The sequence below is a fragment of the Winogradskyella sp. UBA3174 genome (genome assembly GCF_002364335.1).
Lineage (GTDB): Bacteria > Bacteroidota > Bacteroidia > Flavobacteriales > Flavobacteriaceae > Winogradskyella.
This window is the reverse complement of the sequence record NZ_DEXW01000066.1, coordinates 26,631-46,999: the sequence shown is the minus strand read 5'-3', so window position 1 is coordinate 46,999 and position 20,369 is coordinate 26,631. Positions and strand designations below refer to the sequence as shown.

General features: G+C 32.0%; 18 protein-coding genes and 1 tRNA gene. 1 reads left to right on the top strand and 18 read right to left on the bottom strand.

The features are described from left to right. Window positions 1-6 precede the first annotated feature (6 nt). From B2U95_RS13310 to B2U95_RS13250, 13 genes are all read right to left on the bottom strand, one after another. Window positions 7-945, bottom strand: coding sequence for a 2-hydroxyacid dehydrogenase (locus B2U95_RS13310; RefSeq protein ID WP_296317026.1), 939 nt, complete (start codon window positions 943-945; stop codon window positions 7-9). Between the two features lie 79 nt (window positions 946-1,024). Beyond that, window positions 1,025-1,390, bottom strand: a complete 366-nt coding sequence (locus B2U95_RS13305) for a cupin domain-containing protein (RefSeq protein ID WP_296317025.1) — start codon at window positions 1,388-1,390, stop codon at window positions 1,025-1,027. A 27-nt stretch (window positions 1,391-1,417) separates the two neighbouring features. Beyond that, window positions 1,418-2,791, bottom strand: coding sequence for a magnesium transporter (gene mgtE / locus B2U95_RS13300; RefSeq protein WP_296317024.1), 1,374 nt, complete (start codon window positions 2,789-2,791; stop codon window positions 1,418-1,420). A 69-nt stretch (window positions 2,792-2,860) separates the two neighbouring features. After that, window positions 2,861-3,649, bottom strand: coding sequence for a 16S rRNA (adenine(1518)-N(6)/adenine(1519)-N(6))-dimethyltransferase RsmA (gene rsmA, locus B2U95_RS13295; RefSeq protein ID WP_296317023.1), 789 nt, complete (start codon window positions 3,647-3,649; stop codon window positions 2,861-2,863). 3 nt (window positions 3,650-3,652) lie between these two features. Beyond that, the gene (locus B2U95_RS13290) at window positions 3,653-3,853 is read right to left on the bottom strand and encodes a hypothetical protein (RefSeq protein ID WP_296317022.1); all 201 of its coding nucleotides are present in this window, start codon (window positions 3,851-3,853) and stop codon (window positions 3,653-3,655) included. 6 nt (window positions 3,854-3,859) lie between these two features. After that, on the bottom strand, window positions 3,860-4,180 hold the full coding sequence (locus tag B2U95_RS13285; protein ID WP_296317021.1) for a DUF4286 family protein: 321 nt from the start codon (window positions 4,178-4,180) through the stop codon (window positions 3,860-3,862). Window positions 4,181-4,236: 56 nt separating this feature from the next. After that, window positions 4,237-6,021, bottom strand: a complete 1,785-nt coding sequence (locus B2U95_RS13280) for a tetratricopeptide repeat protein (RefSeq protein ID WP_296317020.1) — start codon at window positions 6,019-6,021, stop codon at window positions 4,237-4,239. Between the two features lie 388 nt (window positions 6,022-6,409). Continuing rightward, on the bottom strand, window positions 6,410-7,681 hold the full coding sequence (gene serS, locus B2U95_RS13275) for a serine--tRNA ligase (RefSeq protein WP_296317019.1): 1,272 nt from the start codon (window positions 7,679-7,681) through the stop codon (window positions 6,410-6,412). Window positions 7,682-7,770: 89 nt separating this feature from the next. After that, window positions 7,771-9,078, bottom strand: coding sequence for an HTTM domain-containing protein (locus tag B2U95_RS13270; RefSeq protein WP_296317018.1), 1,308 nt, complete (start codon window positions 9,076-9,078; stop codon window positions 7,771-7,773). Then, window positions 9,071-9,964 (bottom strand): bifunctional riboflavin kinase/FAD synthetase, encoded by an 894-nt coding sequence (locus tag B2U95_RS13265; RefSeq protein WP_339614199.1) that lies wholly within the window; start codon window positions 9,962-9,964, stop codon window positions 9,071-9,073. Before B2U95_RS13265 ends, B2U95_RS13270 begins: the two co-directional genes overlap by 8 nt. A 54-nt stretch (window positions 9,965-10,018) precedes the next feature. Then, complete coding sequence (gene pth / locus B2U95_RS13260; protein ID WP_296317016.1) at window positions 10,019-10,651, bottom strand: aminoacyl-tRNA hydrolase; 633 nt, start codon at window positions 10,649-10,651, stop codon at window positions 10,019-10,021. An 88-nt stretch (window positions 10,652-10,739) separates the two neighbouring features. Next, window positions 10,740-11,378, bottom strand: a complete 639-nt coding sequence (locus B2U95_RS13255; RefSeq protein WP_296317015.1) for a 50S ribosomal protein L25/general stress protein Ctc — start codon at window positions 11,376-11,378, stop codon at window positions 10,740-10,742. 167 nt (window positions 11,379-11,545) lie between these two features. Then, window positions 11,546-12,484 carry a ribose-phosphate pyrophosphokinase gene (locus tag B2U95_RS13250; protein ID WP_296317014.1) on the bottom strand — a complete coding sequence of 313 codons (939 nt, stop codon included), beginning with the start codon at window positions 12,482-12,484 and terminating at the stop codon, window positions 11,546-11,548. A gap of 143 nt (window positions 12,485-12,627) precedes the next feature. On the opposite strand from B2U95_RS13250, the gene B2U95_RS13245 reads away from it, so the two are divergent. Continuing rightward, window positions 12,628-12,709 (top strand) — tRNA-Leu (locus tag B2U95_RS13245). Window positions 12,710-13,236: 527 nt separating this feature from the next. On the opposite strand, the gene B2U95_RS13240 is transcribed toward B2U95_RS13245, so the two are convergent. From B2U95_RS13240 to B2U95_RS13220, 5 genes are read right to left on the bottom strand one after another with little or no spacing between them, the layout of a single operon-like run. Further along, window positions 13,237-14,322, bottom strand: a complete 1,086-nt coding sequence (locus B2U95_RS13240) for a DUF418 domain-containing protein (RefSeq protein ID WP_296317013.1) — start codon at window positions 14,320-14,322, stop codon at window positions 13,237-13,239. Then, window positions 14,322-14,705 (bottom strand): lipocalin family protein, encoded by a 384-nt coding sequence (locus B2U95_RS13235; protein WP_296317012.1) that lies wholly within the window; start codon window positions 14,703-14,705, stop codon window positions 14,322-14,324. Before B2U95_RS13235 ends, B2U95_RS13240 begins: the two co-directional genes overlap by 1 nt. A 44-nt stretch (window positions 14,706-14,749) precedes the next feature. Beyond that, window positions 14,750-17,797 (bottom strand): efflux RND transporter permease subunit, encoded by a 3,048-nt coding sequence (locus B2U95_RS13230; RefSeq protein ID WP_296317011.1) that lies wholly within the window; start codon window positions 17,795-17,797, stop codon window positions 14,750-14,752. 5 nt (window positions 17,798-17,802) lie between these two features. Further along, the gene (locus B2U95_RS13225) at window positions 17,803-18,864 is read right to left on the bottom strand and encodes an efflux RND transporter periplasmic adaptor subunit (RefSeq protein ID WP_296317010.1); all 1,062 of its coding nucleotides are present in this window, start codon (window positions 18,862-18,864) and stop codon (window positions 17,803-17,805) included. Window positions 18,865-18,875: 11 nt separating this feature from the next. Next, window positions 18,876-20,243 carry a TolC family protein gene (locus B2U95_RS13220; RefSeq protein ID WP_296317009.1) on the bottom strand — a complete coding sequence of 456 codons (1,368 nt, stop codon included), beginning with the start codon at window positions 20,241-20,243 and terminating at the stop codon, window positions 18,876-18,878. Window positions 20,244-20,369 lie beyond the last annotated feature (126 nt).

Here is a 20,369-nt window from a genome sequence, read left to right as displayed (position 1 = left end):
ATAAATTTACCAAAATTTTGCTTTAATCTTATCTACTATAGTTTGAGATAGCTTCCTATTACTTTCAATAGTCCAACCAGCAACATGTGGTGTAAGTAATACATTATCTGATTTTATTAAGTATCTAAATGCTTCTGGCATATTGTCTGAAGCAAATAAATTTTCGAATGATGATTTTTCATATTCTAAAACATCGAGTCCAGCTCCCAGAATTTTACCAGATTTTAATGCTTCAACTAAATCTTCGGTTACCACACTTTTTCCACGTGCTGTATTAATGAGCCAAAACGGTTTTTTGAAATTAGTGATGAATTCTGAATTCACCATATTCAGGGTCAGTGGAGTTTGAGGTGTGTGTAAACTTAAAACATCTGCTTTTTCTTGAAGTTCTTCTATAGATATTTGCTTGGCATTTTTATCTCCAAGATTTGGTTTAATATCATAACATAAAACATCGACATCAAAACCTTTTAGTTTTTTTGCAAAGGCTTTTCCCATATTACCATAACCAATAAGCCCAACAGTTTTCCCGTCTAATTCTAATCCGCGATTATCTTCGCGTAACCATTTACCTTCACGTACTTCTTTATCTGCCTTATTTAGTTTATTGAATAGAGACAACAACATGCCTAGGGCATGCTCGCCAACCGCATTTCTGTTACCTTCAGGAGCAGAGATGAGATAAACACCTTTTTGTTCAGCGTAATCACAATCGATGTTTTCTAAACCTGCACCAACACGTCCTATAAATTTTAGGTTTTTTGCTGCGTCTAAAAATTGTTTATCAATAGAGAAGCGACTACGAATAATTAAGCCATCATAATTTGATATTTTAGCTTCAATTTCTGATTTAGAAGCTGTGTAATCTTTATGATTTGTATAGCCTAAATCGCTGAGTTGATTTAAGAGTAGAGGGTGGTTTGAGTCTAGGTGAAGAATTTTCATGCTTATGTTATGCTAAGGCAGCAATCTTTGAAAAGTTAATTTAGTGAATAAGATCCTCAAACAAGTTCAGCATCCAAGCTTATATTTTTGGATATTCGGTTTGTGTGCGTTCGTGTTTCACATTTCCTGTATGTGCTGTATTTAATTTCTCAAATAAAAGCACATGGACTTCTTCATCATTCTTTGTAGTAGGATTATGTTCCACACCTTTTGGTACAACAATTATTTCACCTTCACTAATCACTTCAGTTTTGTCTCTAAATTGCATGTATAATGTGCCTTTTACAACTTGAAATAGTTCATCCTCATTATCATGACTATGCCAAACAAACTCACCTTTTAATTTGGCAAGAATGACTTGCATGTCATCGACGATAGCTACCTGATGTGGATGCCAGTTTTTACTAAATTTTGTAAATTTTTCGGTAATGTTTAATGCCTTCATACTGTAAAGTTACAAAAGTAAATCTTTTTAGAATCCTAATATAAGTTTGGCAATCCAGAAATAGAGTAGAATTCCCAAAATATCATTACTTGTTGTAATAAAAGGACCTGTTGCTATTGCTGGGTCTATACCTCTTTTATCTAAAAATAAAGGGATAAACGTACCGATTAGACCGGCTATGATTATTACAACGACTAACGATACAGATATGGCAAGAGCCAATTTAAATTCTTGTTCCCAAGCAAATACAAACAGAAAAAGGAATAAAGAAAGAATAATTCCATTTAAAGCTGCCAAGAGCATTTCTTTTATAAGACGCGTATTAATACTTCCTTTAACATCGTCATTTGCTAGACCTTGCACAATTATTGCACTAGATTGTACACCAACGTTACCAGCCATAGCCGCAATTAACGGTGTAAATAAGAACAAGATAACAGCTTCTTTAGGTAAGCTCTCTTCAAAATAATACATTATTATAAAAGCTCCTATTCCGCCAATTAAACCTAAAAATAACCAAGGTAATCTTGCACGTGTAAGCTCTAAAATACTGTCATCCGCTTCTACATCTTGTGTAATACCAGCTGCTAATTGATAATCTTTTTCCGCTTCTTCCCTTAAAACATCTACGATATCATCAATAGTAATTCGACCTAGAAGTGTTTGATTTTCGTCAACTACAGGAATAGCTTCTAAATCATATTTTGCCATAATTTTAGCAACGTCTTCAACATCTTCAGTAACATTGACATAATCAACATTGCTATTGGAGATTTCGGCTATTTTTTGATCACTTTTGGCAACTATTAAATCTTTTAATGATAAACGGCCAATAAGCTTTTCTTCTTTGTCTACGACATAAATAGAATGTACTCTGGTAACTTCTTTTGCCTGGCCTCTTATTCTGCGTAAACAGCCAGCAACTGTCCAAGTTTCATAAACCTTAACTAATTCTTTAGCCATAAGGCTACCAGCAGTATCGTTATCGTAGGTAAGGAGCTCAGTAATTTCTTCTCGATGTTCTTCATCTTCAATTTTAGAAATGACTTCTGCCTGTCTATCTTCAGGTAATTCTGCGATGATATCAGCAGCATCATCGGTATCTAATTCTTCAACCTCTTCTGCTATTTCTTTAGCAGAAAGATTTTTTAGAATGTCTTCTCGATTGTCCTCATCGAGTTCCATTAAGATATCTGATGTTAGACCAGAATCTAAAAGTTTAATAATATAGACAGCAGCATCAACATCTAGTTCATCTAAAATTTCGGCAATATCTGCGTAATGATATTCATTTAGAAGTAATTTGAGTTCATTGTCGTTATAGTCTTCGACAAGAATTTCTACTTTTTCTATGAGTTCATTAGAAAGCTGAAATTGTATTTTATCTTGAATTTCTTCCACTAGATTCTCTTATGTTTTTCACCTCATGTTTAAAATGATGTTTTCAAACTACTAGAAATGATAAAGCCTTTAGTTTTGATCGTTTTCAATTAAGAGTGTCAGTTCAATAAACTGAGCAACACTCAATTGTTCTGGTCGTTGTCCAAATATAGTATTTGCTTTTAAATTATCCGACAGATTGAATGTTTTTAAACTATTACGAAGCGTTTTTCTACGTTGCTGAAAACCTGTTTTTACAACTCTAAAAAATAGTTTTTCGTCGCAAGGGAGTTTAAAGTTTTTTTTTCGTTTTAGAAAAAGAACACCAGAATCTACTCTCGGTGGCGGATTAAAAACGGTTGGTGGTACTGTAAAAAGATATTCTGCATCATAAAATGCTTGCGTTAAAACAGATAAAATCCCATAGACTTTAGAGCCTTCTTTAGAGCATATACGTAACGCAACTTCTTTTTGAAACATACCAGAAAACTCAGGAATTTGATGACGTAACTCTAAGGTTTTAAATAGAATTTGAGAAGATATATTATACGGAAAATTACCAATGATAGCAAAAGGTTTGTCCTCAAAAACAAGGCTTAAATCGCACTTTAAAAAGTCTTTTTCTATGATTCTGTCAGCGAGATTTAAATAATTATTTTTAAGATACTCAACAGATTCCGTATCAATCTCAATAACGTGTGTTGTGGTATCTTTTTCTAGAAGGTACTTGGTTAATACTCCCATTCCTGGGCCAATCTCTAATATATCATTGTAACCTTTAAAAGAAAGGCTATCTGCAATATCTTGTGCAATAGACTCATCTTCTAAAAAGTGTTGACCTAAATGTTTTTTTGCTCTTACTTGATGTTGATTTGCCACGAATTAAGATTGGTTTTGAGGTTTTTTTAAAGATAGGAAGATTAAAAAGGATGCTAGTCCAAAACCACAAAGAAAACCACCTATAGTTTCATGCGGTTCAGTACCGTAATAAAGGTAACTAATAATACCACCAACTATGACTAAAAGTATACTAACGTATCTTAGTTTTACTCTATTGCTATATATGATTTCGTTAGTTTTCATTACGTATTAATTAAAATTTACGGCGAATTCATCTACGATTTCTAACTCTGTCCTAAAGGCTAACATTTTATCTGCAAAACGGACTAATCCGTCTTTTTTTAAACGTTCTGCATCTTCTGCATAATAAGCATCTAAAGCTTCTCTAGAATGTGCTCTGTATTGAATGGAATAGGTGTCTGCTTCATCATCTTCCACCAAAACTTTAGTTAGTTTGGCTTCTTTAAATTTACCTGTTGCCAATACTTGGGGAATGTGTTCTTTTATCCACTCTAACCATTCTTTAGTAATGGTTTTATCTAAGTTTACGGTTACGTTGTATATGATCATTTTACAGGAATTAGTATAAGAAGTATTAGTAGTTAGACAAAAGTATGAATTAGAGTCTAATTAATTGTATCGCCTCTAAGCATTCTAAATTTCTTTCGAGCTTCAATAAAGTAAATACTGTCTTCAAACTCAAAGATGATTTTTTCGTAAAGTTGTTTTGCATCTTCTGGCTTTACTAAATGAGTATTATACAATTCTGCTAAATAGTAGTGCGCATCGTCTGCTAAAATATCCTCTCCGTAATCTTTGATAATCTCTAAATAATTTGCTTCGGCTTTAGCGTAAAGTTTCTTCTTCTCAAAGAGCTTAGCTTGTTTATATAATGCTTGGTCTGTTATGCTTTCACCTTTATGTTCTTGTAATATTTTGTCTAAAAGTGAAATAGCATTATCTGTTTTATTCTGAAAGTCATATAAATCTGCTTTAGCATAATACTTTAATGCGGTTTGTGTGCTGTCTTCGTACTTATTATCCGAAATTAATAGTTTTAAATCTAAGGCATCATTGGCAATGAGTTGCGATGTTGAAGATTTAAGGATTTTTAGTTGCGATTCTGCCCAATCAAAATCACCTTTATAATAGCTCGTTTTTGCCACTTTAAAACGTGCTTCTTGAGACATTACACTATTCTTTAAATTCATTTGAATTTGAGAGTAAAAAATAAGTGCTTCATTAAATTTTTCTTGCAACACTAAAATATCAGCTAATAGTAATTTCACTTTACCTTCTTGAAATTCAGAAATATTTAATTTCAAACTTTCACGTAAAAAAGCTGTTGCTGCTTTAGTATCCTTTTTATAGAATGCTAAAAAGTTACCATAAGCCAGTTGCAATGGTATGGTTAATTCAGATTTTCCGAAATCGCTAAATAACTTATTGTAGGTTTCATCAATACGTTTTAATTCTTTTTCGGATGTATTTTTAGTATCAATTTCTAAAATATATTGGTGTGCTATTAAAGCAGTAGTTGCATCTTGTGTTGTTTCTAAAATGTAATTAAAAATAGATTTAGAGGTCACGTCATCATTATCATCTAAAGCTGTAATCGCCAACTCTGTAATACGATCTAAACTTTCTGGATTACGTCTGTAAAGTGCTTTTTCTTGAATGAATGATTTGTTATAAGCTTTCTCTTGAACGTACAACCAACTCAGCATTTTGTACCAATGTATTTCGGGTTGTTGCTGTAATTTTTTTAATAGTAAACGCCTTAAGTAAATGTTGTTTTCGTTAGATTTATTTTCAGATATAAAGTCGCTAACAGCACGTTTAATATTGTTAAGGTAATTTGGTCTGTAGGCTATATAGTCTACATAATTTGCAAACATTTGTTCTATATTTCCTTGGTCTCCGTAAATACGTGCCAACTGAATACTATAATCTTTATCTGGTGTTAGAAGTTTGCCTTTGTCGTAGACACGAATTGCTTGCTCTAATAATGAGTGGTCTTCAAATTTTTTAGCTATACTATAAATGTAATTTGGTCTTTCATCTATAAAGGCAATAGCTGAATCATATAGTTTTTCGGCTTTTATGATGCTGTCTTTGAGCTGAAAATTATAACCAAGCTCTATAAGTAATAGTGGACTATTTTGTTTTGATAATTTTTCAGTAAGTAGAGTTTCAGCTTTATCAAATTGCTCTAGTTGCTGGTGAGTTTCAATAATTTTATAAAGATATTTTGAGTTGTATTTTTCCTTTTTATATAAATTTTGGTAGATAACTAATGCTTTTTTAAATTCTCCACGTTTGTAATAGCTATCTGCTAAGACCTCACTATTTTGAGCCTGAGTAAAACTAAACCCTAAAAGTATAAGCAGTATTAAAAGCGTTTTTTGCATGTATGTGTTTTTGTAAATATAACATTTACTACAAGTAGATATTGTGAATGTTTTTATAAAAAAATGCCCAAACTTAAAGTTTAGGCATTTTCACCAGCAAAATAAATGTGCTATTAACCATTATATGTTATAAATGATTCAGTTATTCTGTCTCGGTTTTTTATAATGTACTTGTTGGTTTTAGTTAAAATAAAACTTTAGTTACTATAACAACTAATAAAACGAGTACTATTATTCGTTTTAAATTTTTCATATTTAGGTCTACTGATTGATAGGTTGGGATTACTAACTTGACTAAAATAATTAAAATAAACGAAGAAATGCTTAAAAAATCGACAAAAAACATAAAATTTTAACAAAACACGTGAAATATGCGTTTAAAATGAAATTAAGAAATCATGTCAAAACCGGTATATGGGACTAAAACCTCAGGGATTTTAATACCATTTTCGGTCTGATAGTTTTCTAAAATGCCTGCTAAAACTCTAGGTAATGCTAAAGAGCTTCCGTTTAAAGTATGGCATAATTCGTTTTTACCATCATTGTTTTTGAAGCGTAATTTTAAGCGATTTGCTTGGAATGTTTCAAAATTAGAAATAGAAGAAATTTCTAACCAACGATTTTGTGCTGTTGAGAACACTTCAAAATCGTAAGTTAAAGCTGCTGTAAATCCTAAATCACCACCACAAAGTCTTAAGATTCTGTACGGTAACTTTAGCTCTACTAATATATTTTTCACATGTTCTACCATTCCATCTAAAGCATCATAAGAATTATCAGGATGCTCAACACGTAATATTTCTACCTTATCAAATTGATGTAATCGATTTAACCCTCTAACATGTGCTCCATAACTACCTGCTTCGCGTCTAAAACAAGGAGTATAGCCTGTAATAGTAATTGGTAAATCTGCTTCGTTTAAAAGTGTATCTCTAAAAATATTTGTTGCAGGAACTTCGGCCGTCGGAATTAAGTATAAGTTATCTGCTGTAACATGATACATTTGGCCTTCTTTGTCCGGTAGTTGCCCAGTTCCAAATCCTGAGGCTTCATTCACCAAATGCGGTAATTGATATTCTGTATAACCAGCTTCAGTATTTTTATCTAAAAAATAAGCAATTAGTGCACGCTGTAATCTTGCTCCTTTACCTTTATAGACTGGGAAACCTGCTCCTGTTATCTTATTACCTAATTCAAAATCAATAATATCATATTTTTTAGCTAGCTCCCAATGTGGTAGAGCACCTTCGTGTAATGTTGGTATATCTCCTTCTCTATATGTTTCCTCATTATCTTCATCAGTATTTCCTGAAGGCACAATTGGATTAGGCACGTTAGGAATACGATATAATAACTCGTTTAGTGCTTCGACCTTTTCGTTAAATTCTTGTTCTAATAGTTTAGTCGTTTCTTTAAGTTGTGTTGTTTTTTCTTTTAAAATAGTTGCTTTTTGAGCTTCGCCAGACTTAAATAAATTTCCGATTTCTTTAGAAAGGGTATTAGATTCGGCTTTTGTATTATCTAATTTAGTTTGAAGCGCTCTTCGGTCTTCATCTAAATTAATAACATCGTTTATCATCTCTGTGGCATCGATATTTCGTTTAGCTAAACGCTCAATAATAGCCTCTTTGTGGTCTCTAATAAAAGCAACTTGTAACATATCTGTAAATTGGATTTTACGCCTATTAGCGTAGTAAAAACAAGCAACAAAAGTACTAAGATTTTATACGTATAAAAATTAAAAGGATGCTATTTTGAAGGTAATAACCAATCGCTATGCTTAAAGTGTTGCCAAGGTACATTTGCTAAGTCAACTTTTGGGTCTATGAGCTTTTTAGATGCTTTGCCATTAATGCTTACATAAGCCCTTACATATACTTTTACAGATTTACCTTTTTTTGCAAAATCTTGTTTTAAATGTTGTGCAAACTGCCAAATTATATCTGGTTTTGTACTTGCACCACGTTGTTGCTTCTTGGTGAGGTAGTCATTTATATTAATAGGAATAGTATTGCCTGTTGCTTTATCAATAACTGAAAATGTAGTTTGTCCGCTTTTAGCACGTAGCATCATTCTCCAAGATAACCTGTGCCCTTCTTCTGTCCATAACACATCGTCTTCAAAATAATAGTGTCTTAGTGGTAATGCGATATGAATAAGAAAATAAACTACAAATAATGAAACTAAAAGATTATTATATTTTGGTATTTTAACTTCATCTGCAGTATAGTAAGGCTTTTGTTTTAAGAACAAATCTTTTATGGTTTTTGCATCGAAAAAGAATAAGCTAAACGCCAAAGATAGATATGGGAAAATGCCTATTTGAAAGACAATAGAATTAAACAGATGAAAAAATATAGATGCAAAAAATGCATATTTACGTGTTTGTTTAAAAAGTAGAAGCGGTATAATTAAACCATCAAACAAAATGCCTCCATAAGCTATTAAATAATGTGTCGTAGAGTTTTGCAGAAGTTCACCAATCAATGGGTAATCAGCCTTATTTCTCATTAATAAAGCAACTACAGAACTATCTAACCAATCTGGGTAAAATTTAGCAGCAGAAGCATAGGTGTATAAAATGAATAGCTGTATTACAAAAAGCCATTTACACCAATTTGGCATTGATACACGTTTTAGCTTAGGGTTTAATTTAACATCAATAGAAGCGTAGCGATGTGCAGGTAACACTACCATTAAAAAGCTTAAAAGGAATAATAGATAGTAGTGATTGTTATAAGATGATTTTTGCATTAAATAAGTGGCTGTCCACATTATCGCAAACATAAACATGCTAAATCGGTATTTATAACCTACCATAATTAGTAACCCAAAAACACTCATGACTATGTAATAGACATACATCCAATTTCCAGGAAGTGGTTGCAACCATTCGAAACCAATAAATGAAAAGGTAAATTCAGGATCTATTAGGGTGCGTTTTACCCAACCCGTAACTACTGCACCTGCAGATTCAAGAAAGCATAATAATCCGAAAAAGATCCTAAAAATTATAAGACCAGAATTATCGATATGTTTAAATAAAAATTTATGCATTTAAGAATTCTAAGGCGTTGTCTTTATCGATTTTTAATTGCTGTTTTAGAGCTTCAAGATTTTCGAATTTTTTCTCACTTCGTAGACGTTTTAAAAATTCAATCTTTAATTCAGCATTATAAATATCTGTATTAAAATTAAAAAAGTTAACTTCTATAGAACGTATTTTACCATTAACTGTTGGGTTAGTTCCGATGTTCATCATTCCGAAAAGACTTTTTTCTTTATAATGGGATTTAATAATATAAACACCATCATTGGGAATGAGTTTATATGATTCCTTTATCTGAATGTTTGCTGTTGGAAAATTAATAGTTCTGCCCAAACCTTTACCTTTAACAACGGTACCAGTTATAAAATAATTATAGCCCAAATATGCATTGGCTAAATCTACTTCTCCGCTTGTTAAAGCGCTTCTTATTTTTGTTGAGCTTACAGTAACGTCTTTTATATCTTGAGCAGAAATTTCTTCGACTTTAAAACCATAAATTTCAGCAAAACCTTTTAAATCTGTGATGTTAGCACTTCTATTTTTACCAAAATGATGGTCATAACCTATAACTATTTGTTTGGTGTTAAGCTCATCAACTAAAATAGATTTTACATAATCTTGAGCAGAAAGATTGGAGAATTCTTTAGTGAAATTTTTAACGATGACATACTTAATACCCATGGCTTTGAGTATGTCTATACGCTCGTCAATAGTATGCAATAGTTTAATAGAATCGTCTTTTTGAAGTACCATTCTTGGGTGAGGAAACAGCGTTAAAACCACAGGTTCAAAACCTTGTTGTTCAGCAAGCTTAATTACTCTTTTGATGATTTTTTGATGACCAATATGTACGCCATCAAAGGTACCGATAGTGACTACTTTTGCTGATTTCACAATCAAATTTATCGTATTGTTATGTTAAATTCTATCTAAAAGCAAAGTTACATTTTATTTACCATTAAATTGATTCATAGTATTGTTTACACCTGCTAACGCAAAAGATTTTATAACTTCAGCAGAGACGTTAAGGCGTTCTTTTAATTTAGAGTTTTCTTCGTCTGACCATTCTCCAAGCACATAATCTACTTGTCGTCCTTTACTAAATTCATCACTAATACCAAATCTAAACCGATTATACTTAGTGGTTTGTAATTTGTCTTGTGTGTCTTTTAAACCATTATGACCTCCATCACTACCTTTAATTTTTAATCGCAATGCTCCAAAAGGAAGGTTGAGGTCGTCCGTTATTACTAATAAATTCTCTAGAGGTATTTTTTCTTTTTCTAACCAGTATTTTATGGCTTTACCACTTAAATTCATGTAGGTATTTGGTTTTAGTAGAACCAAACTTCGACCTTTAATTTTTAGCGTTGAAATATCACCAAGTTTTAAAGTTACAAAAGAGACATCATTACTATCAGCTAAATAATCTAATATTTTAAAGCCAATATTATGCCTAGTATCTGCGTACTTTTCACCTAAGTTTCCTAAGCCAACAATTAAGAATTTTTTCATTTTGTCTTCTTCTGTTAGTTCTGTTATATTACTAAAACCGAACCATTTTTTAAAAAACTTACACATTGTGCACTTCTTGGTTTTTGTAAAAATAGAAAAAGCATCCTATAAATAGAATGCTTTTTAAATATTTGAAATAGGTTTTTATCTTTTATTATTCTGCAGCCTCGTCTGTTTGACTAGTTGCTGGTACATCACCTGCTTCACCTGCTTCACCTTCTTCACCTTCTTCGTCATCAACAATAGCTAATCTACTACGTCTTACTTGACAAACAACAGTATTTTCTGGGTGTAAGAATGTGTAATCTTCATTCTCTAACTCAGTAATGTAAAGTTTACTACCAATTTTTAGTTCTGTAATATCGATTTCAATAAAATCTGGAAGTTTAGAAGGTATCGCCTTTACTTTAAGCTTACGAAAAGGTCTTCTTAAGTTACCACCATTCATTACACCTTTAGAAGAACCTACAATTTGAGTAGGAATTTCCATAGAGATGGATTTGTTATCGAAAATCTGATAGAAATCGATGTGTGTGATTCTATCTGTTACTGGGTGAAACTGAATATCTTGCATAATAGCATTGTATTCTTCACCATTATCTAAGGCAATTACAACTGTATGCGCGCTAGCTGTATATACAAGTTTAGAAAAGGCCAGTTCTGGTGCTGAGAAATGTAATGGCTTGTCTCCTCCGTATATAACGCAAGGAACCTGACCAGCATTACGTAAGGCTTTTGTTGGTTTTTTGCCTACGCTTTCTCTTTGAGATCCGTTAATTGAAATTGATTTCATTTTTGAAATTGTTATTTAAAAATTATTAATTCCCTCATTTTGAGGGGTGCAAATTTAAAAATATAATATGAAAACATACCACTTTTAGTTCTATTTTTTCACGCTACTAATCTATTGTCTAAAATAGTTTAGAGGTTTTATAAATAAATTCAAGAAATTAGATGAATCTACATCACAAATTTACTGCTAATAGACTTGTTGTGGTGTACATTATACATAACCTCTGCGAATAGGTCAGCACAACTTAAGACTCTAAGTTTTTTACTTTCTTGTTTTAGCGGAATAGAGTTAGTAACTATTAATTCTTCTAGCTTAGAATTTTCTAATCTTTCGTATGCATTTCCAGATAAAATTGGGTGGGTACAAATTGCTCTAACACTTTTAGCGCCACGTTCCATCATTAAATCTGCAGCTTTAGTTAGTGTTCCGGCTGTATCAACCATATCATCTACTAAGACTACATTTTTACCAGTAACATCACCGATAAGTTCCATGTGAGAAATTACATTGGCTTTAGCACGTTGCTTATAACAAATTACTACATCACTTTGTAGTGCTTTAGAGTAGGCGTAAGCACGTTTAGAACCACCCATATCAGGAGAAGCAATTGTTAAATCACTTAAATTTAGACTCTTTAAGTATGGTAAAAATACTGTAGATGCGAATAAATGGTCTACTGGTTTTTCAAAAAATCCTTGTATTTGATCTGCGTGTAAATCCATTGTGATAATACGCGTAGCACCTGCGACTTCTAACATTTTCGCAACTAATTTTGCAGCAATTGGTACACGTGGTTTATCTTTTCTGTCTTGTCTAGCCCAACCGAAGTAAGGTATAACCGCTGTGATGTGTCTAGCAGAAGCTCTTTTAGCTGCATCAATCATTAATAACATTTCCATAAGATTTTCTGGACCTGGATGTGTAGAACCAATTATAAAAATACGTGTACCTCTAATAGATTCTTCGTAAGAAGGCTGAAATTCCCCATCGCTATAAGTAGATGTTATTACATTACCTAACTTAACGCCATAAGCAGTTGCAATCTGTTCGGCTAAATATTGACTCTGTGTGCAAGTGAAAATCTTGGCTTCTGTTTCGTATGACATTTGTTATCAGTAATTTAATAGGTTAATAGATGATGTTTAGCTAAAGGTCAAATTTAGAAAATTATTTTACTTCGTAACCTATAAAACCTACTAATTTTAATTGATTGAAGGAAATTATTTTCTATTTTTGTACTCCTAAAATTGCTCAAGTGGTGGAATTGGTAGACACGTTGGATTCAAAATCCAATGTCGTAAGACGTGCGGGTTCGATTCCCGCCTTGAGTACAGTAGAACCTTCAACCTTTTTTGGTTGGGGGTTTTTTTATTTTGGAAAAATATCAATTATATTTTTGAATAATTTGATATATTGGTTCGAGAATAAGTCAATATAGTCTACTAGTTAAAACCGTAATTCATTATATAATAATGCTTTACGGTTTTTTATTTTTAGTCATAAAAATTCAAAGTAGATATTATGAACTAAGTAGCCTTATTTCAGGACGGGTCAAAATGTCGCACAACGTGATGTGTATGGTTAGTTGCGTGGTTAAGCACCTAATTTAGTAAATAAAAATGGACTAGAAAGTCCGCGAGGACTTTCGTAAGTAAGCTAGAACTAGCAATGAATTATATACTGTCTTATCTGCTGGGCTTTCTTCATTTCTATCATTTATTTTTCAATTTAGCACTATCCTGATTTTGTTTTCAGGTCGAAAAAAAAGCGTTGGCAGACAGACAAACTCTTTTGCGATTTTTGGTTTTAGCATTGTTTTGTGCGAATTGCGAATGTGCCTGGCTGTGTACACTGGCTTTCATCCTGTAATTTTCCGCATTATATACTCTAGAGGGCCTTTTTTAAATTTCATACGCCATATATGAGAAAAAAATATAATTACAACGCTAAAAACAATCGCATAAACTACGGTAAATTCAATAGAAAATGTAGACTCTAACTTATTAAAAAACAATTTGATAGTTAGCATTCCGATGATAACGTGAAAGAAGTAATTACTTAATGAAAGCTGCCCTGTGCTTACCATCTGTTTTATAAAAAGGGTATGCGATAATTTAGTACTAATGTATATTGATATTGAAATAATAAAAACAGCTAAACTAGACGTTGTAATCATATAAAAAAATAATGGGGGCATTGGTGTTGTTCCTAAAAGATAGGTGATATCTGACGCCTCTGTTGGCGATAATTGACTTAGAGTGTCAATTAAAAATATTGAAATACTTTTAAAAACAACAAATAGTGTTAGAGAAACTAGAGTTACACGATGTCTTATCTTCACATTATTAAAATTTATTCTTCCAATCCAAATCCCTGTTAGTAGAAAAGCAATCCATGGGAAAACTGGATGAAAGCCGTTCAGAAAAAAATTCTGAAAAAATCCATTTACGGTATAGAAATCTGTGTATTCTAAAGTATTCCAATCCCAACCTGCTTCATAATTAAAGAATAACATGGAAGCAGAATAAGCTATTATTAACAAAAAACTTAGTGTTTGAAGCCACTTACGTGAGACTGACAAAAACAACACTCCTATTGGAATATACAGGCCATAATAATGTAAAATATCGCCAGGCCAAATAGAGTAATAGCTCAAACCTACAACAAAAAGGAATGCAGCTCTTTTTAGAAGTATTATTTTTGCGTTTCTTATTTTACCAACATCGTTTTTAGCTTTTGCACTTTGATACATTAAAGTCATACCAACACCCGCAAGAACCACAAAAAGAGCCGCTGCTTTACCCGATAATAATTCTACCAACCGATACAAATAAGCGTCACTTTCGGCGACCATCACGGTCTTGAAATTCACGAATATCATTCCAATGATAGCAAGACCTCTTGCAAAATCATATCCTAAAATGCGATGGGTTTCTCCTGTCATTATTTTTTTGTTGTATAATGAACATCAACACCGTCCATTTCTTTAATGTCAATATTCAAAACCATCTTATTAATTGATAGCTTATTAATAATGATTTTTATGCCCTCTCCTTTATCGTTAAACATAGTAAAATAGTTTTCTTCAGTATTGAAAGTCCATTTTCCAAATGTTTTTGTCCCTTCATCCACACTCGCATAAGTCATATCACTTTTTAGCAAAATATAATCGTTCTTTTCTTTTTCATCAGGTTCGTAATCTACCCACATAACTTCATACTTTTCTAGATACCACTTTTTACAAAGTATTTCTTTGTTTAAAGTTTGTGAAAACCCACTCATATATAAAAAAAGAAGGAGTACAGATGTTAATATTATTTTCTTCATTGTAAAAGATTTATAAAAGATTTGTATTAGTTTACTAAATGCGTCTATTTCTTAACTAGAACGGTAAATAAAACAGGGATGACCACCAATGTTAAAATTGTTGCTACAATTAAACCAAACATAAGTGCTACTGCTAAGGGAACAAACATTTCGTTGCCCGATAGCGAAAGTGGAATAAGAGCCATTACGGTAGTTGCTGTTGTAACCATAATTGGAACAAATCGCTGATTGGATGAATCTCTACTCGCTTCGATAATACTCATCCCTTGCTCTTTGGCTCTGTTAATGAATGTAATGAGTAATATGGCATCGTTTACAACAATACCTATTAAACTGGCAATTCCTAAAATTGCGGTAAACGAAAACGGTTGTCCAGTAACAAGCAAACCTGCAATTGAACCAATAAATGCCAATGGCAAAGTGAGTAGTATTACAAAAGGTTGTGCAAATGAATTAAATTCAATCATTAAAATAATATAGACAAGGAATATTGCAGCAAGTGAAGCAAAGCCTATATTTCCAGAATCTTTTTTCGATGCTTCCCGCTCTCCATTGAAGGTAATATCCGTTCCCTTTGTATCTAGTTTTGGTAATATTTCGAACTCAATTTTGTTAGCAATTTCGATGGCACTATAGCCCTCTTTTGCATCGCAAAACACGCTTATGTTTCGTTCCTTATTATTATGCCTAATTACAGGATATTTCTTTTCAATTTTAATATCTGCTATTTGTTTTAATAAGATTTTTTGTTGTGTTTGTGACGAGACAATTCCCAAATTCTCAAGCTCGGAAATAGAAGATATATTACCCGAGATATTCACAGGGAATTCGTTTCCATTTTTCCTGTATTTTGTCAGTTCGCTACCCATAAGCGCCAAATTAATCTGCTTTTGAATATCGTATTGGCTTAAACCTAACGACGCTGCTAAATTGAAATCAATATCGGCTACATATTCGTATTTCGCATTACTTATGCTCGTCCCAATTTTATAGGCTCCTTCAAGGTTTCGAAGTGTGTCTCTGATCATTTTTGCAACTTCAATATTTCTATTAATATTATCGCTCGAAATATCGAGTAACACAGCGCCACCGCCCGAACCCGACAAGCTTAATAAGCGGGTTTGAACAGAAGCCCCTATAATTTTTTCGTTAAATTGATTTTGTAAATATGCTGCCAGTTCTTTTTTATTGGTGAAGTTTTCGCTCTTATCCATATCAAAATCAACCTTAATTTGTGCATATTCCAACGATTGCACATTTACTTCCATCAGTTGATAAAAGCGTGGTAATGGTTTACCAATAGATGAAGTATATGATTTTGTTTCGGGTTGTTGTTGTAAAATATGCTCTATTTTTTCAACAATATTTTCTGTATTTTCAAGACTGAAACTTTCTCCAGAAATATCAATATAAAGTGTTTGCTTATCTGCTGGAGGGAAATATTCATCATTAAGAAACCCTACCGATAAAAAAGCGAGTATTAATACTACAAAACTAATTGTAAGTGTTGTCTTTTTATAGGTCAAAGCTTTGTCCAAAAAATTAATAAAGAATATTCGTAAATAATTTTTTCTTATTTTTTTCTCTTTTGACTTTCGTGCAAATAATACAGTTAAGGCTGGTATTACCAGCATTGCCACAAAATAGGATGCAATTAAGGAAATAATTACAATTTTTGGTATGGCACCCAACAAATCGCCAGCAGCGCCAGGTAAAAATAATAAAGGCGAAAAAGCTGCAATAGTAGTTAATGTTGCTGAAAGTATTGGTTTTGCAGTTTCTTTTGCACCCAGATATGCAGCTTGTAATTTATCTTTTCCTTTATTGAGGTGTTCTTGCACTGCTTCTACCACAACAATAGCGTTATCTACAAGCAAACCTAAAGAAATAATTAAAGCCGTTGTAGATATTTGATGAACCTTTAAATCGAAAACCCACATGGCGACAAAACTGATAAGTATTGAAAGCGGAATAGCCACTGAAACAATAATTGCATTTCTGAAACCTAAAGCAATAAAAACCACAATCATCACAAAAGCAATACCTTGCAAAAGATTCATCATAAAATCAGCAATTGATTTATCTATGCTTTCTGGCTCAAAAGATATTTCATCAATAATTAAATCATCAGGGAAATCTTGTTTTGTACTTTCAATTCGTTGTCGCACATCCTTACCTATTGGGATAATATTCTTTCCAGACTTAAAGAAACCTGCTAGTAAAACCGCATTTTTTCCATTTTGTTTGGTTTTGTATTTTACATCTTTACTTTCTAATATTTTTACAGTAGCTAAGTCTTTAAGCCTTAAAGAACTGCCATTTTCTGTAGACGTATATAGTATTGTATTTTCGATATCCTTTACAATTCCGAATGGGCTAGTAATATTTACGTTTATCTGGCCATTTTCGGTTTTAATTGCCCCAGCAGGAAAGGAGACATTCTGAGCTTTTATTATTTCTGCTATATTTTCAATCGAAATTGGATATTTCTGAAGTTGAGCAATATCAATCTTAATTTCAATTTCTTGTGGAATTTTTCCAATCAGTTCAAAACGAGTAACTCCATCAACTTTGGAAAGTTGCTTCTGAAAAACTTCGGCATAGGCCGCTAATTGTTCATAATTGTAGTTTTCGCCTGAAAAACTGATTATCATTCCTGCGGTTTCAATCAGTTTTGTATCGATATAAGGTTTATAGGCATCTTTCGGAATACGACTATCAATATCATTAATAACTCTTCTGAGTTCTTGCCACGATTTTTCCACATCAGCATCGTTTGTTAATGATACAACAACAATTGAAGCACTATTAAACGAATAACTCTCTACTTTGTCAAAACCTGAAATCTCATTAACAGCATTTTCAATTGGATTCGTAATAAGTTGCTCAATGTCTGTTAGCGATGCACCAGGATAAATGGTCGTAATCATGGCAACAGGCACTGCAATATCTGGATTTTCTTGTTTTGGCAAAAGATTGTAAAAATAGAAGCCAACAATGGCAATAGCAATTGCTATAAACAAGGTAATCTTGCTCTGTTTTATTGGAGCTGACAGAAACGATGTTTTTAAATTTTGATTTGTTTTATTCATGATTTCTATTTAACAATTTTTACTTTGTAACCCTCTTTAATACTTGCCGCACCTCTAGTAATTAACTTATCGTTTTCTTTTAGTCCAGAAACCCGAACTTCTTCGCCCGAAAAATCAATAATTTGAACTACTTTTTTTCTCAATCTATTGTTCTCTGAAACATTAACAAAGTCTTGCCCATTGTTTGAAATATATTTTATGGGTATCCAAATTCCTTTAAGTGTGTCGGTTTCAAAATATATTTTTGTTGTAAGCCCTATACTTGCTTTTATGGAACTATTATTCGAGAAATCAATTTTAACAGTATGTCTAAAAGTCTGAAAATCGGGAAGTGTAGCTATATAATTCACCTCGCCATTTACTTTTTGATTTTTAATTTCAACAATTACTTTTGTGCCTTTTTTAACAATCTCCAAATCTTTTTGCGATAATGCAGTTTCTGCAAATAGTCCTTTGCCTTGAATAATTATCGTTTCTGCTCCTGCGTCAATAAGTTCTCCAACTTTTGGTAAAATATCAGAAACAATTCCGTTGGTTTGAGCAATAAGCGTTGCTTGTTTAAAATCTTCATTTTTTGCATCGCTGTTAATTTTACTTTGTTCCCAATCTTTATATTTTACATCACGGTCGAGTTTTACTTTTTCTATATCTGTTCCCGATACCCCTCCTAATTTAAATACTTTATCAAGGTTTTGATAGTATTTTTCTGCTTCTAAATAGGCACTTTCGGCTTGTGTTTCTTGGTTCTTAGCTACATTAAATGCTAAACTGAAACCTTTTGTTTCTAATTGCATCAATTTAGTGCCCTTTTTAACGAACTGATTTTTACTAACAAAAATTGACTTTACTCTTCCGGGTGTTAGAAAGCTGTAGTTAATTATTTTAGAACTTATGATTCCAAAATATTCGATCTGACGAACTCTTTCTTTGATTTTTAGAATTTCAATTTCAACAGGGAATTCTAGTTCTGCTATTTGTTCTTCTTTTATATCACTGCAAGAGGAGGTTGTGAAAACCGCAAGCAATAGTAATGCGTAATTAAAGGTTTTTAAACTAAATATTTTCATCTTTTATTTTTTTAGTAGTTTGCAATTGCGTTGTTAAAATCAATCTGTGTGCACTTAAAATTATAAATGCTGTTGTATAAATTTATTTCAGCTCTGTTATAATCGTCACTTATTTTTCTTAAATCGATTTGAGATATTAAACCGATTTTTGCTGTTTCAACAGCAATTTCATAAGCTTTCTTTGCTGTTTCCCTTGTAGATGTAGCCACCTGTATAGTTTTGTATTCTTCTGATAATTTTAATTCTAAATTTTGAATTTCGATTGTCATACTCAATTTGGCTTCTTGTTTTTCTAGTGAAGTAATATTAGATAATATCTTTGCCTTACTTAATTGAGATTTTCTAAAACCACCCGAAAAGATTGGAACAGTAAATGTTACAGCTGTATATATAATTTTATTCTGATTATCTTTAAAGGCCCATTCATCTGAACTACTAAAATAACTGTAGCCTGCTCTTAAGTTCAATGTTGGATAATACTCCGCTTGCTTATTTTTTATATCTAATTCTTGCAAATAATTATTGGCTTCCAATAATTGGTAGTCAATCCTATTGTTAATAGCATCATCTGAATTTACTATAGCATCTTTCAATTCATATGCTGCTAAATCGTAATCTATTACAATGTTATCTGTTGGATTTATTCCTGCAATTAGTTTTAAATTTCCTAAAAGCATTAAATAATTTCTTTTTGCTTTTAGCAGTTTTGGCAACTCTTCTTCCCAGCGTATTTTAGCTTGCAATAAATCTAATTCAGATATTAATTTATTCTCATATTTATTTTTAGAAGCTAAGTAGTTTTCTTTTGCATATAACTCCGAGACCTCACTAACTTTATATACATTTTTAATTAATACAGTTTGTAAGAAGGCTTTTTTAGCTTCAGCAATTATCTTAATTATCTGGTCTTCGTTTTGCAATTTTCCAATGTTAGAGAATTGTCGTGCTGATTTTAAATTGTAAATATTTTTAAGGCTAAATAAGTTTTGTTCTAACAAAATATTAGCCTGAAATTCGTTATTAAAATTTGTTTTGAATCTTTGCACTATTTGAGGAACTTCACCTGTAATAGGGTCAATATTTCCAAAATCTGGAGCCTCAAAAAAGATGAATTGGTCGTTTAAATTTCTTTTTATTTCAGTTTGTCCATTTATTTGTGGCAATAATGCCGACATCGCCTCCTTAATTGATAAGTCTGCTACTCGACTCTTATTTTTAGAGATTTTTAGTTGCAGATTGTTTTCACGAACTGTATTTATAAATGTTTCCAAATTGTAAATAGTGACATTGGTTTGCGAAAAAGAAAACTGTGAAATAAAACTTATCGTAATAATTAATAAGTTTTTAATAAGGGTTTCTTGAATACTAAATAATTTCATTTGATCACATTGTTAAGTTTAAAACAATGCAAAGGTGCGGTGCGAAAAAACGCAAAAACATTTAAAGGGTCTAAGGCTAATATACAGGGATAAGAAAGTAATCTTTGGGCTATTTAGTTATTTACC